Genomic DNA, 13,865 nt, shown 5'->3' on the forward strand with positions numbered 1-13,865 from the left:
TTTTTTATCGGGGATAACTTTGTTTCTCCAGCCGTTTGTGGAAGCCTTATTTCCCCCTGCCGGTGTTAACGGGCAGGGGGCTGAGGTCTACTGGTTATTTAAAACTCACGAAAACTTCCCTCAAATAGGGCAGTGATTAATCCTCATCATCGTGCTCGTCATCTTCATCGACGACAGGCTTACCAAAATCATCGGGCTTTAACACCAATAGGTCACATTTAAGATGATCGATCACATGTTCGGCGGTATTACCGATAAAGGCTGCTGAAAGCCCAGTGCGACCGAGAGTCCCTAACACCACAACACCAGCCTTGAGTTCTTCGGCTAAATGAGGGATCACCTCTTCGGGTAGCCCTTTTTCCACATGGGTAAACTCTTCGCTGATATGGAATTTCTGCCTTAATGCTTTCATGGCAATCAGATGTTGACCACGAATTGCATCGTTATAAACACTAGGATCAAAATCAGGCAATTCAATTGCGATATTGAATGGTGTAACCGGGTAGGCTCCTACCAAATGAACTTCGGTTTGGTCAGCATTTTGTGCCAGTTCCAGCGTTTCTTTGACCAGCCGGATATTCAAAGGATCGTGATAAGGTTCCTCACTGGAAAGGTTAACTGCAACCAGCGCTTTACCCCCTTCGGGCCAAGGTTGATCTTTCACCATCCAGACTGGGCAAGGGCACTTGCGCAGTAGGTGCCAATCGGTAGGGGTGAAGATCACAGACTCCAGCCGATCATGTTGATGGGTCATTTTCACCAGCAGATCATGATTGCTACTTGTCACTTCCTGAATAATTGCTTCATAGGGGCGACGGTGCCATACCACTTTGATTTCAATCGGAACGCCATCTGCCAGATAAAAACGACACTGTTGCTTAATCCAAGCTTCACGTTGCTTGATGACACCTTCCCTCATGGCAGTTCTTTCGTCAGGGGAAAGTAGCGTTGTTAATTCATAAGAAAAGTCATAGATAGGAAGAAAAGCTTTAATGCACCCACCGTTCCTTTTCACCAGATAAACCGCCCGCCGTAGTGCCGGTTGGTCGTCTTGGTTTGGGTCAATAACCACCAGAATATTCTGATACTTTGCCATAGGACCTCCTCCAAACAGCTATAGATCAATGCTCAATTCAATAACAGAGTAACTCAACATTGAAAAACAGAATAGTAGCAGCAGAGTCGTTAGGCCAATAATTTCAGGGAATTATTGGCCTAATTGTGGGTTAAATGTTAACCGCGGTGAGATGTGTTTTTATTTTTGGCGATCCAGCCAGTTGTGATAAGACGTCCATATTCTCTATGGTGATATATTTGCCTTTTACGCTAAGAATTTGACCTTTTTGGAAACGACCCAGCAAGCGGCTGATGGTTTCAACGGTCAAGCCCAGATAGTTACCGATATCACCTCGGGTCATGGTCAAGCGAAACTCACGTGCAGAAAAGCCACGCTCAGCAAAACGATGCGAAAGGTTATGAATAAAGGCAGCCAGGCGTTCTTCGGCATTTTTCTTGGAGAGCAGCAGAATCATCTCTTGATCGCCTTTGATTTCACCACTCATTAGACGCATGATCTGCTGACGTAGGTTTGGCATTTTGCCTGAAAGGTCATCTAATGTTTCAAATGGGATCTCGCAGACCATGGAGGTTTCTAACGCCTGAGCAAAGCTTGGATGCATTTGCCCACCAATAGCATCAAAACCGACCAAATCGCCCGCTAAGTGGAAGCCGGTGATCTGCTCATCACCTTGTTCGGTGATGGTGTAACTTTTAATGGTTCCGGAACGGATTGCGTATATCGACTTCAGCTCGTCGCCAGCCTTAAATAACGTCTGACCCTTTTGGATTGGCTTCTTCCGTTCGATAATGTTATCGAGTTGGTCAAGCTCATGGGAATTCAGCGTAAAAGGGATGCATAACTGGCTGATACTACAGTCTTGGCAATGGATTGCACAACCACCAGACTGAATACGACGAATCACGCGTTTTTCCGGGATCATAAATTAAGCTCATGCAATAATTGATATGTGTCAATTTTAACATCATTTTTGGCAGATGATAAGTACAGCAATCAATAAGCTCAGCGACATTTCTTTCAATTTGACTTTCTTCGGTTAACGAGAGAAATCAAGTATTGAGGTAAATCTCTTTTGTGGTGGTTAAGTCTAAATTTATTAAAAAAAACAACATTTAATCATAACAATGCTTTATAAATAAGTATATTATTATCATTTAAGCTTGAAGTATGAATGCAATTAGCACGAGTAATAAATGTAGCCAAAGATAGGCACTTCACCATGTTTGCCTTGGAAGCCATTAAGGCAAAAAACCTTCGTGTTTAAGCAACCATTGTTTACGTTGTAAGCCCCCCGCGTATCCGGTAAGCGTTCCTTGTGCGCCAATAACACGGTGGCAAGGTACCACGATACTGATGGGGTTGGCACCATTAGCCATGCCCACTGCACGAGAAGCAGTAGGGCGACCTATTCGTTTCGCCAACTCCCCATAAGTGACGGTTTCTCCACAGGGGATTTTGCGCAACTGTTCCCAGACGGTACGCTGGAATTCACTACCGAGCGTCTTGACTGGCATACTGTCGATCACGGTTAACTCCCCGGCAAAATAACGTTGCATCAGATCCGTAAGCCCTCCTGGATTGGTTTTTATCTGTAGTGCGAATTCACCGCGATAGTGGATATTTAACAGTTTCATCAGACGAGCCTCATGGTCTGTCCAATCCACTGCTCGCATCTGGCCCTGTACATCGCTGACCAACACCAGTTCACCAATCGGTGTTAGCATCCGGTCAAGAAAAAAAATCTGCATGTAAATTCACTCCTTGCATTTCATAGGCCGATTATGACATGAAAATTAATGCGACAATGGCGAATTACGGACATTAAAATGGCGATGTGATTCTAGGTTGTTGAAATAAGATTTAACGTGGTATTCCGTTAGCAGTCATATAGCAGCGGACAGTAAAAGAGTGCCTGGCTTGAATTTTTTGCTATAACTGCGCAGTATGGGGATGGAGTTTCATTTTTTTGTCATGAAATGGATATATTAAGGTCATGATGCTCGCTTATGTTAGCCATGACTAGGCTAGGAGAATCACGATGTTTAGTTTGGATACTTTTCTGCAAGAATCATTCCCGCATCGCAAAACCCCCGCTTGGCAGCGTAAACTGCTGTCAACCTTGCTTTGCGAGAAAGAACTCAATCAATTTGCAGCTGATTATCCTTACCTGAGAGGGTTGGATTTTGTCGAGCAGGTGTTGGATTTTTTTAATGTAAATTGCGAGTTGGTGGATGGTGATCTGGAGAATATCCCCAGTCAGAGCCCGGTGGTTCTGGTGGCCAATCATCCTATCGGGTCACTGGATGGGTTGGCATTAATACGGGCAGTCGCGGCAGTCAGATCGGACATCAAAATAGTTGCCAGCCAATTCTTATCCTATATTGAACCGTTGCGTAGCCTGTTTGTACCGGTGGATAATTTCAACTACCGTACCAACCGCAAGCAGATAGAGGCCATGCAAGCACAACTGGATAACCAGGGCGTACTGATTCTATTCCCGGCAGGGGAAGTATCGCGCATGAGCGCCAAGGGGATTCGTGATAGTCATTGGCACACCGGTTTTCTGCGTTTGGCCGCCAAGGCCCGCGCGCCGATCGTGCCAGTGCATATTACTGCGCGTAACAGCAATCTGTTCTATTTCACCTCTCTGGTTTACAACCCATTATCAACCTTATTATTAGTGCGAGAGATGTTCAAACAGCGCGGAGGACGGATTAAAATCCGCATCGGGGGCCGCATCCCATTCAGTCAATGGCACGATGGCCATACCCATGCGCGTGATCTCGCAGAGCGGTTCCGCCGCCATGTTTACCGTCTGGGGCAGGGTAAACCGGGGTTATTTACCAGTGAAGCGGCCATTGCCTTGCCGGAAGATCGTTTAGAGTTGAAAAAAGCCTTGGCTGCTTGTGAACAACTGGGTAGCACTCCCGATGGCAAGACTATTTTCCTCTATCGTCGGCAGGGGGAAGCAAGAACCCCTATCCTGCGTGAGTTGGGGCGGTTGCGTGAGATTGCTTTCCGCGCAGTCGGTGAGGGGTCAGGTAGACGTCGTGATCTGGACAGCTACGATGACGACTATTATCACCTAGTATTATGGGACGAAGATGAGCTCGAAATTGTTGGTGCCTATCGCTTTATCCCCACCGGTCCTCAGTTAGCCAATAAAGGCCTGGAAAGCATCTACAGTAACAGTCTGTTCCATTACGATCAGGATATGATGCCGATCCTGGAGCAAGGGATTGAACTCGGTCGCAGCTTCATTCAGCCGGTTTATTGGGGCAAACGGGGATTGGATTATCTGTGGTTGGGCATTGGTGCTTATGTGGCAAAATATCCGCAGTATCGTTACCTGTATGGTCCAGTGTCTATTTCCGGCGCTATGCCGGTGACCGCTCGCGACCTGTTGATTGCTTTCTACCGGCTCTATTTTTCGCCTGAACAGATGATGGCCCAATCACGTCGCCCTTATCCAACTTCTTTACCGCAGGTATTGGCGCAATTTGCAGGCGATAACTATCAGGAAGATTTAGCGCGGTTAAAAAGTTTATTGAGCAATATTGGTTGCTCCATTCCCACTTTGTATAAGCAATACAGTGAATTGTGTGAGCCTGGCGGGGTACAGTTTATCGACTTCGGTACTGACCCGGCGTTTAACAATTGTATTGATGGTTTGGTGTTAGTGGATTTAACTCGCGTCAAGCCAGCGCGCTACCAGCGCTATATCGCGGTTCACCTAGAGCCAGAAACGGTTTAACGCTACGACGGTTCACGCCTGTCAACGAATAGGGTGAACCGAGCCTCAAATTTACTGCATATTCAAATGACAAGCGAGAAAAGGGCATGGAGCATTTATTACATGATATTGAGGTGTTATTCGTTGCCGGCTTTGGCCCTATTACTCAGAACAGCCCTCAAAGCCAGCACTTTTATCAACAAACATTAGGGTTGCCGTTAAAAGCAATGGCAGGGAATAGTGACTATTTATTGACGGAAGCTGATGCTTTGCCTGGCGTAAAGCATTTTGCATTATGGCCTTTGGAACAGGCTGCACAAACCTGTTTTGGCCAGGGGCAGTGGCCGCAGGATTTACCTGTGCCGCAGGCCTGGCTAGAGTTTGATGTGGCCGATTTGGGAAAAGCCACGCAAACCCTGCAAAATCAGGGATACCATTTACTGGTGGCTAACCGTCAGGAACCTTGGGGCCAGAACGTTACCCGCCTACTTAGCCCAGAGGGGTTGTTGGTCGGGGTAACGTTAACCCCTTGGTTGCGAGACCGATAAGCTACGCTCAACCCGTGTAACTCGGTGTTGTACCAGGATAAAATTAATCAATACCAAAATTGCGGTGACAATAAATACCCAGCGGAATCCCATCATGGCGGAAACAGAAGAGCCGATCAGCGGGCCAACCACATTACCCAAATACATAAATGACTGGTTATAGCCAAAAATACGCCCTGTAGCCTGAGAAGGAGAGTAGCGTAACAGCAGTACTTGAATGGCAGGCATCAATGCACCATCGGCAAAGCCAAGCAAAAACCGCAAAATACCAAGCTGTATCGGGGTTTGTACCCAAGTCATGATGGCAAACAGCAGGGCGGTGAAAGCCAATGCCATGGCCAGGATCCGTGCAGTGCCGATACGGTCACCCAATCTCCCCAGTCGCGGGGCGGAAATCAAGGCGGCAACCCCCGGAATTGCAGCGATCATCCCACTGACAAAGGCAATGTTGTCTTTATAATCAGTCAGAGTCAGATCACGGATAAAGAGCGTTAAAATTGGGCTGACGGATGAGTTAGCCAATTGGACCATCATGGTACTGACAAACAGCGTGATAATAACCCCTGGATAAGGCAATGAGCGAAACAGGGCTGCACCACTCGGTTGGTCGGCCTTTTTTATCACTGTATGATTTTCTTTGATCAAAAACAGTGTCACCAAAAAACTGACAAACATCATGACGGCAGTGACAAAAAATACCACCCGCAACCCCAGGTGATCAGCCATTAAACCACCGAGCAATGGGCCAACGATCACCCCTGAAATGGGCCCGGTAGATAAGGTTCCCAATGCCCAGCCACTCTTATTGCGTGGTATTTGTGAAGCGATCAAGGCCATGGCATTAGGGATATAACCGGAAGTCAGCCCCATTAAGGCACGCAGAGCAAATAACTGGTAGACATTGCTGACCAGCCCTTGCAAGGCAATAAGTGTCGCCATACCCAGGGAGGCTCGCAGCAGCATTAGCTTACGTCCTCGGCGATCAGCCAAGCTCCCCCACCAAGGTGAAACGATGGCAGAAACTAGAAACGTGCCGCTAAACACCAAACCCGACCAAATACTTAGCGATTCATGACCATTAACACCAAGTTGCTCAACATACAGCGGTAGAAAAGGCAGAATCTGGCTCATCGCCATGCCAGTAAAGAAACAGCCGAACCATACCGAGATTAAATTAAGTTTCCATGCTTCCATTTTATAGCAACTATCGGGATTAATTATTTAGCTTGATAATGATACCACCAGAAACCGCCTACAGTGGGCGGAAATGAGTGAGTAAACGTAAATAGATGAATTGATACAGCCTTAAACCTGCCAAGCTGGCTGTTATCCCTTGAGGAAACTACAACGGGGTATTCTCATCAGTACAAATTGATTTGCCGCTGCAAACTGCGCGACAATGCACTTATGCCATCCAATAACAGAAGCGGAACAGGGTTAACCCCATGCAACAGCATCATTTAGGACTAACAAGGATAGGGTATCTGTTATTGATACTGCTGATTGCCCCGATCAAGGGATGGACTAAGGAGCAGCAACCCTGTGATCCTCAACTGATCAGTTCATTAGCCAAACAGCTAAAGCAAGATAATTGGGTCGTTCCCACTGGTGAGGAAAACAATCCGCTGATAGCCACAGCCTGTAAAGTGTGGGTGGAGGAGGATAGCCAATCCGTGGTGGCATTAGCCTATCTTGATCAAGGTAATAAAGCCCCGGTTGGTGAGCGTGAATTCCATTTATTGGTAGGTAAAGTGAATAATCAGGATGGTCTGTTACTGGAGTCTTACCAGGAACTGATGGCAGAAGATGCTATGCTTGAAATTGGACGGAGTAGCTTATGGCTAGATACTGCTCGCTATCACTTGGCACCCGGTATACGGGCATTTGGCCTGGTATTAACCAGCGTTGGCAGAGGGGCAAGTAACCCGGATGCTTGGGCTGATGGCCTATTAACGCTCTATGTACCTGATAACGGCAAATTGCGTTCGGTGTTTAGCACTTATCTTGACCTGTCGGTGTACTGTTCCTCCGACAATGGCGTACCTCCTAATGCCGACTGTGACACTAGTTTCGCCAAAGTCACCCTCGGTATCGGCCCTAAACAATCCCATGGCTTTGCTGATCTTATCGTCACGGTTAACTGGCAAACCGATGGTAACACCAAGGTAAAACAGACAGTACATTATGATGGGCAACGCCTGAACATATTGATCTAACCAGTCAACCTTGGGATCCAACCCATACCGGGGAACCAATTAATAAAAACCAATAAAGTAAAGGCCACCTCAAAAGGTGGCCATATTTACCGGTTAAGCGTCAACTTTGCTTAGTAATCGATAGCATCACGGATAATCGGGCAGGTCATACAGTGACCGCCACCACGCCCACGACCTAACTCACTACCGACAATCTCAATTACCTCAATACCTTCTTTACGAAGCTGGGTATTGGTTTTGGTATTGCGATCATAAGCCATAACCACGCCAGGAGAGAGCGCAACCATGTTGTTGCCACTGTCCCACTGTTGGCGTTCAGTGTCGTAATCATTACCTTCAGTTTCCACAACCCGCAGTTTCTTCAGGTTCAATGCCCCAGCCACGGCTTCAACAAAGGTGCCTTTGTCGCGGCTCAGTTTCATACCAGTTGGGCCACTATCTGGCCGCAGTGAAAACGTTTTGATCTGGTCGACAATAGCAGGGTATAGAGTGACAACGTCACGGTCACAGAAAGTAAATACCGTATCCAGGTGCATCGCAGCACGCAGCTTCGGCATTGCCGCGATCATCACTCGTTCAACACCGGAATGCTTGTTAGAGAACAACGAGGCTGCCAACTGAGTAATCGCCTGATGAGAGGTCCGCTCACTCATACCAATCAACACGGTTTTATTACCGATCGGCATCACATCACCACCCTCGAGCGTTGCTGAGCCATGGTGTACAGTCGGATCCCCCCACCAGACATTGACATTAGCTTCACCAAAGTCAGGGTGGAATTTATAGATGGCGGTGGTCAGAATGGTTTCTTCGTGGCGTGCTGGCCAATAGAGTGGGTTTAAAGTCACTCCACCGTAAATCCAGCACGTGGTATCACGGGTGTAAAGTGTGTTAGGCAAGGGTGGCAGCAGATATTCGGTAATGCCTACTGCTTCGCGGATCAGCTTAAGTTCTTCGTGATCGGCATAACCTTCTTTAGCCAGATCAGTGGTGGAAAGACCCCCGATCAGAACTTCAGCCAATACTCGTGGAGCCAGGCCATCTAAATAGCTGCGTGTTTCCTTAAGAATACCTACCGACACCTCATTCGGCACAATCTGCTGGTCGAGGATCCACTTTCTGGCTTCTGGTAATGCCAAGGTTTCAGCCAGCAGATTATGCATTTCAACCACGTCAACCCCGTGCTCACGCATCTTGGTCATAAAGTCAAAATGGTCACGTTTGGCGCGTTCAACCCATAACACATCATCAAACAACAGTTCATCACAGTTACTTGGTGTTAAACGGTTATGTGCTTTACCTGGCGCACACACCATCACTTTATGCAGTTTCCCTACTTCTGAATGAACACCAAACTTAGCGTGCGTCTTTTTTTTAGTCGACATATGACTTGCCTCTATCAGATAGTAATAACGCCTGTCGCAATGCTATAAATTGCAACAATTGCGGCGACCATGATGATAACAAAGAGCCCCATTTCAGCCGGCGTGAAAGCTTTTGCCTGTTGCTCACGCTTGGCGATAATGTACAACAACGTGCCCGGGCCATAGATAACGGCAGAAAGCAGAATATATTTCATTCCACCGGCATACAGCATCAGGAATGCATAGAACGTGGCTACCGCTGCGATGATCAGATCTTTCTTGAGATTAGCCTTATCCTTCTCATAGGTTTCACCGGTCCAGGCCAGCTTCAACCCATAGGCCCCAACCAGCAGGTAAGGGATCAGAGTTAGTGAACTGGTGAGCTCAAGTGCCAGTTGGAATGCATATTGGCTAAAGAGCGTCAGAATCAAGAAGACTTGAATGGTGATATTGGTTAACCAGACTGCCGCTGAAGGGACTGCGCTACTGTTTTCCGTACCAAATACTTTGGGCATACTTTCGCTTTTCGCTGCGGAAAACAGCACTTCTGCTGCCAGCAACGACCAAGAGAGATAGGCCCCCAGTACAGAAACAATCAAACCCACGCTGATGAAAATTGCACCCCAGCGGCCAACAATAGCCTCTAGCACACCAGCCATAGAAGGTTGACGCAGTGCCGCCAGGTCAGGGCGCAGCATGACGCCATAAGAGAGCATGGTGATCAGCACTAACAAGCACAGCACACCAACAAAGCCCAGCACTGTAGCAATACCTACATGGCTACGCTCTTTCGCATAACGGGAATAAACGCTGGCACCTTCAATCCCCAGGAATACGAACACTGTGACTAACATGGTACTGCGCACCTGGCTGAACAATGACTCAGGTTCTGCAGTGGCGGTGATAGCCGCTGCCGCATGGCCCACATAGCCATAGTCGTTAAGGTGAGATAAATCACCGGTACCTGCCAACGACGTGGCGACCTCTGGCGTCCCCCAGAAGTTGAGCATGAACATGTCACCTTTAAAGGCGAAGAACAGTACAATGATAAAAATAAAGATTGGCAGAATTTTAGCGAAGGTCGCGATAGTATTAATGGTGGCTGCATTTTTCACGCCACGTAGTATCAGAATATGAAACCCCCACAAAATAGCGGTGGCCACCAATACTGCCGGGATGGTATTGCCATCACCAAACACCGGGAAAAAACCACCCAGTGTGGATTTGATCAATACAAAGTAGGAGACATTACCAATACAGGAGCCGGCCCAGAACCCCAGAGCAGAGATAAAACCGAGATAATTACCGAACCCGGCTTTAGCATAGATAAAAACACCAGAATCGAGATCGGGCTTGCGCTGAGCCAATGTCTGGAAAACAAACGCCAGCATTAACATACCACCACCGGCAATACACCAAGCGATGATAGCTCCAAACCCCCCGGTAGCACGCCCAAAGGTTGCCGGTAAAGAAAATATCCCAGCACCAACCATAGAACCCACCACCAATGCGGTGAGCGACCATAGGGACAATTTATTCGTTGATGAGCTCATTGTCGTTTTCCTTCCTGACACCTGTCATAAGTTATTTGTTATTAAAGGATAAACTTAATCATGCACTGACGATTAAATCATAGCTGCAATCATGGATTTTTCCTGTTGAGAGACATTTTTCACCATCACCACCCCAAAAAAATTGGTTTAATATTTCAAGATAAACAAAGAAATCAGTATAATAAACTAATAAATTGATAATCATCAGCCGACAATGCGACAAAAGGGCATAATAAAATTTATGTCTGATTGTTGTACAGAGATAATCTATTTGACGAGCGTTACAGTAAAATGAAAGCTTTTACTTTCAAATGGCGAAATACTGCGAAGTCGGATTGGCAACATGTCGTAGCAAAATCAGACTAATCTCAGGTGAAATAGAAATCGCTGAGTAGCACTGCAAAAAGAAAGGTTTTGAGTTAAGCGGGCAACCGTAGAGAATATGATAGGCATCTTTTTCACAATAATTTTACATTGTATGCCTTCGCTAGTTATACTAAGATTATTTTCATAAAAAACAGCACGGTGAGCTATACTGAAAACCATTCGAGTTACTTATAGGTGAGGGATGTAGTCAAGACTCAAGTGACTCGATGAAAGTATATACAGGCTCAGCCATAGGCGATTGCATAATGAGTAAAAGTTTCGGTCTACCTGCATTGAAGAGTCTGAGCTGCTTTTCAGCAGTTACCTTTTTTTCAACCAGCCAGATTTGCGCTTATGAATGCTTTCTAAGAGCTGACACAATGAGTGCGCTGTATTTCGTGTCGATCATTGCACAACCACTGTTTTTTATTATCATGGGTTATCTTGATGAAGTGGGTAAGTTATCTAAAATAGAGATTGCCTTTAAGATTAAATCCATTTTAATGATAATGATATTATGGAATGTGGTTTTCTCCCTGCTGAAAACACAATATATCCAACAGGGATATATTTTACAGAATGGGATATTGTTAAATATGGGGATCATTTATTTGCTTTACCCAATCATTGTCAAAGCGATTAATAACTTAAAGGTGACTGCAGGGGTTTTTATTGGCCTGGTGGCTATTATTGCGCTGTTGGATATATTCAGCCCCTTGGATACCACAGATGACCCACTATTCATATCGAGTTACTCATTTATTTGGATCTGGAGTGGATATTACATCGTTGGGCATGTGTTGGGGGAGGCCCCTGGGCGGCGGTTTACTAAACAGCCTAAGGTGTTGTTGGTAGCCAAATTATTGGTTGTTCCTATCGGCATTTCGATGTTTTTTTATGAGCGCTACTTATCAACGCACACTCTAATCAGTGTAGCCGGTTGGTTTGTGCTGGAGCATTTACATCTGCTGGCCATGAGCCTAGCGCTGTTTGTTCTGTTTGATAATATCGACATAAAAAACAGGCTGATAATCACCATAGTGAAGTTTATCAGCCCGGCAATGGTTGGCGTGTACATTGTGCACTACAGCGTATTTTACTTTATTATAACGCTGTATGATTTCCAAAGTGCCTTACTAAAATTCATATTGCTCATCATAGTTTTCATTGTCTCCGTACTCGTTTCAAGGCTGTTATTGCTAAACCGCTTTACTGCCAGGATTATCACCTTTTGACTCGGTGGCTTTGGGTATATAGCGGATCTTAAAGCCGGTAATCCCCAAGGCCAGCGTAATTAAAGGGGCAGCAATATTGAATACGGCAAAGGGCATATAGGCCATGGTGGAAACGCCCAACACTGCGGCCATATAAGCCCCACAGGAGTTCCATGGAATAAGCGGGGAGGTGACTATCCCTGCATCAGAAACGATACGTGAGAGGTTTTCCGGTGCTAAGCGTCGTTTGGCAAATTCAGCCTGGAATAACCGAGTCGGCAAAAGCAATGCAATATATTGATCACCTGCGGTAATATTAAGCCCAATTGCGGTGGCAACCACCGATGTAAATAGACGACCAACCGTTCTGGCACGTAACAGCAGTGGGGTAACCAGTTTATTCAGCAGACCAAAGTCATCTACCATAATGCCGAATGTCACCGCACCAATAATCAACCAGATGGTTAGCAACATACTGTCCATACCACCACGGGAAAGTAGGGCATCAATCTGCATCATTCCGGAGTTTTCTTGAAAGCCATTCGCCATCGCCACCCAAACGGCCTTAATGGCTAATAGCGGTGCAGCGGTATCGGGTTCGGCAATAAATCTTTCAATAACCTGCGGCTGCATAAAAGAAGTCATCACCCCCGCCAGTAAGGCAGACGACATGATGGCTAATGATGCAGGGACTTTATATACCGAGAGTATCAACAGTAATACCAGCGGCAACAGATTCCACGGGGTGATATTAAATAGTTCACTGAACCGCATCAGCTCATTATCGGTGACCGTGGCATCAAAAGCGCCAATCGGGTCCAGCCCCAAGAGAATAAAGGCACACAGGGCGAGAAACGCGGCAGGAATGGTGGTCCAAAGTTGTGCACGGATATGTTTATAGAGTTCGACGCCATTTAATTGCGCTGCCAGTACCGTCGTTTCAGACAACGGTGAAATTTTATCTCCTACATAAGCGCCGGAGACCACGGCACCGGCGGTGATTTCAGGGGATATCCCCAGCATAGTGGCTAAACCAACCAAGCCTACCCCTAATGTTCCTGCAGTGGTCCAGGAACTACCGATACTTATAGAGACGCCGACACAAACCAGAAAAGCGATGGGGTAAAACCAGTTGGGGCTAATCATGATAATGCCGTAATACACCATGGTGGGAATAGTGCCAGACATATTCCAAGTACCAATCAGTGCACCGACAGAAAAGAGAATAAAAATGGTCCCTGAAACTGTTGATATTCCTTTACGTCCAGATTCAGCAAGTTCCTCCCACGAATGACCATTCTTCAAGATAATCATTGAGGCAATCATGGAGCTGAGAATGATCGCCACCTGTAGCGGGCCGTTAACCGCGTCAAGACCAAACAAAGCCACAGAAGCACCCACCAACACAATCAGTGTGACAATGGGCAGGATGGCATCCAGGTAACTGGGCGCTTTGATCGGGCGAGGGGCTTTAGTCTTAATGCTCATATGTACTCCACAGACGGTTAAAACGAGAGGAATGCCTGAATTTCACGTCAAGAAACTGCGATAGCTGTGGCAGTTAGTTACTGCGATAAGTATAGCTCGCTGTACTATATCGCGATGATTATTTTAATAATTAGCGACAGCCCAAGTTTACTGCTATAGCGCGGTTTGGCGGCATAACCAGCAACAGTGAACACAGTGATTAAACGGCTGGGAATAGGGAATGCAGACACGGAAAATGCTTTCCAGAGACTATCACTCAGTTGCGTTAGGTAGGCTATACCGAATTTATAAACATTGAATTTATC

Annotated in this window: 11 protein-coding genes; 4 read left to right on the forward strand and 7 right to left on the reverse strand. The window is 46.4% G+C overall.

The window, feature by feature from the left end; all coding sequences use genetic code 11:
- Positions 1–136 precede the first annotated feature (136 nt).
- The 3 genes from uspE to ogt all read right to left on the reverse strand — a co-directional run bounded on the left by uspE (position 137) and on the right by ogt (position 2,826).
- Complete coding sequence (gene uspE, locus ACX9GV_RS08525) at positions 137–1,096, reverse strand: universal stress protein UspE (protein ID WP_473197727.1); 960 nt, start codon at positions 1,094–1,096, stop codon at positions 137–139.
- A gap of 130 nt (positions 1,097–1,226) precedes the next feature.
- Positions 1,227–2,000 (reverse strand): FNR family transcription factor, encoded by a 774-nt coding sequence (locus ACX9GV_RS08530; protein ID WP_023490874.1) that lies wholly within the window; start codon positions 1,998–2,000, stop codon positions 1,227–1,229.
- Positions 2,001–2,316: 316 nt separating this feature from the next.
- A complete protein-coding gene (gene ogt / locus ACX9GV_RS08535) occupies positions 2,317–2,826 on the reverse strand; it encodes a methylated-DNA--[protein]-cysteine S-methyltransferase (protein ID WP_473197728.1) in 510 nt (169 codons plus the stop codon).
- Between the two features lie 290 nt (positions 2,827–3,116).
- On the opposite strand from ogt, the gene olsF reads away from it, so the two are divergent.
- Both olsF and ACX9GV_RS08545 read left to right on the forward strand, forming a co-directional pair.
- Positions 3,117–4,832, forward strand: coding sequence for a bifunctional ornithine lipid synthase OlsF (gene olsF, locus ACX9GV_RS08540; protein ID WP_473197729.1), 1,716 nt, complete (start codon positions 3,117–3,119; stop codon positions 4,830–4,832).
- An 86-nt stretch (positions 4,833–4,918) separates the two neighbouring features.
- On the forward strand, positions 4,919–5,359 hold the full coding sequence (locus ACX9GV_RS08545; protein ID WP_473197730.1) for a VOC family protein: 441 nt from the start codon (positions 4,919–4,921) through the stop codon (positions 5,357–5,359).
- On the opposite strand, the gene ACX9GV_RS08550 is transcribed toward ACX9GV_RS08545, so the two are convergent.
- On the reverse strand, positions 5,333–6,553 hold the full coding sequence (locus ACX9GV_RS08550) for a multidrug efflux MFS transporter (RefSeq protein WP_473197731.1): 1,221 nt from the start codon (positions 6,551–6,553) through the stop codon (positions 5,333–5,335). The genes ACX9GV_RS08545 and ACX9GV_RS08550 overlap by 27 nt on opposite strands.
- A gap of 251 nt (positions 6,554–6,804) precedes the next feature.
- Here ACX9GV_RS08550 and ACX9GV_RS08555 point away from each other — a divergent pair, with 251 nt between their 5' ends.
- Positions 6,805–7,575: a PA3715 family protein gene (locus ACX9GV_RS08555; RefSeq protein WP_473197732.1), complete on the forward strand. Its 771-nt coding sequence runs from the start codon at positions 6,805–6,807 to the stop codon at positions 7,573–7,575.
- A 110-nt stretch (positions 7,576–7,685) separates the two neighbouring features.
- On the opposite strand, the gene arcA is transcribed toward ACX9GV_RS08555, so the two are convergent.
- Positions 7,686–8,960 carry an arginine deiminase gene (gene arcA / locus ACX9GV_RS08560; protein ID WP_473197733.1) on the reverse strand — a complete coding sequence of 425 codons (1,275 nt, stop codon included), beginning with the start codon at positions 8,958–8,960 and terminating at the stop codon, positions 7,686–7,688.
- A 14-nt stretch (positions 8,961–8,974) separates the two neighbouring features.
- A complete protein-coding gene (locus ACX9GV_RS08565) occupies positions 8,975–10,492 on the reverse strand; it encodes an amino acid permease (protein WP_473197734.1) in 1,518 nt (505 codons plus the stop codon).
- Positions 10,493–11,124: 632 nt separating this feature from the next.
- On the opposite strand from ACX9GV_RS08565, the gene ACX9GV_RS08570 reads away from it, so the two are divergent.
- Positions 11,125–12,093 carry an acyltransferase family protein gene (locus ACX9GV_RS08570; protein WP_473197735.1) on the forward strand — a complete coding sequence of 323 codons (969 nt, stop codon included), beginning with the start codon at positions 11,125–11,127 and terminating at the stop codon, positions 12,091–12,093.
- Here the strand turns inward: ACX9GV_RS08570 and ACX9GV_RS08575 are convergent.
- A complete protein-coding gene (locus ACX9GV_RS08575; protein WP_023491849.1) occupies positions 12,058–13,560 on the reverse strand; it encodes a Na+/H+ antiporter NhaC family protein in 1,503 nt (500 codons plus the stop codon). The genes ACX9GV_RS08570 and ACX9GV_RS08575 overlap by 36 nt on opposite strands.
- Positions 13,561–13,865 lie beyond the last annotated feature (305 nt).

It is taken from the genome of Serratia sp. 25CWL12, assembly GCF_055790885.1.

Coding starts and splice junctions, on each gene's coding strand:
- ogt (WP_473197728.1), bottom strand. CDS start 2,826: ATGCAGATTTTTTTTCTTGACCGGATGCTAACACCGATTGGTGAACTG.
- ACX9GV_RS08545 (WP_473197730.1), top strand. CDS start 4,919: ATGGAGCATTTATTACATGATATTGAGGTGTTATTCGTTGCCGGCTTT.
- arcA (WP_473197733.1), bottom strand. CDS start 8,960: ATGTCGACTAAAAAAAAGACGCACGCTAAGTTTGGTGTTCATTCAGAA.
- ACX9GV_RS08565 (WP_473197734.1), bottom strand. CDS start 10,492: ATGAGCTCATCAACGAATAAATTGTCCCTATGGTCGCTCACCGCATTG.
- ACX9GV_RS08555 (WP_473197732.1), top strand. CDS start 6,805: ATGCAACAGCATCATTTAGGACTAACAAGGATAGGGTATCTGTTATTG.
- ACX9GV_RS08575 (WP_023491849.1), bottom strand. CDS start 13,560: ATGAGCATTAAGACTAAAGCCCCTCGCCCGATCAAAGCGCCCAGTTAC.
- ACX9GV_RS08530 (WP_023490874.1), bottom strand. CDS start 2,000: ATGATCCCGGAAAAACGCGTGATTCGTCGTATTCAGTCTGGTGGTTGT.
- olsF (WP_473197729.1), top strand. CDS start 3,117: ATGTTTAGTTTGGATACTTTTCTGCAAGAATCATTCCCGCATCGCAAA.
- ACX9GV_RS08550 (WP_473197731.1), bottom strand. CDS start 6,553: ATGGAAGCATGGAAACTTAATTTAATCTCGGTATGGTTCGGCTGTTTC.
- ACX9GV_RS08570 (WP_473197735.1), top strand. CDS start 11,125: ATGAGTAAAAGTTTCGGTCTACCTGCATTGAAGAGTCTGAGCTGCTTT.
- uspE (WP_473197727.1), bottom strand. CDS start 1,096: ATGGCAAAGTATCAGAATATTCTGGTGGTTATTGACCCAAACCAAGAC.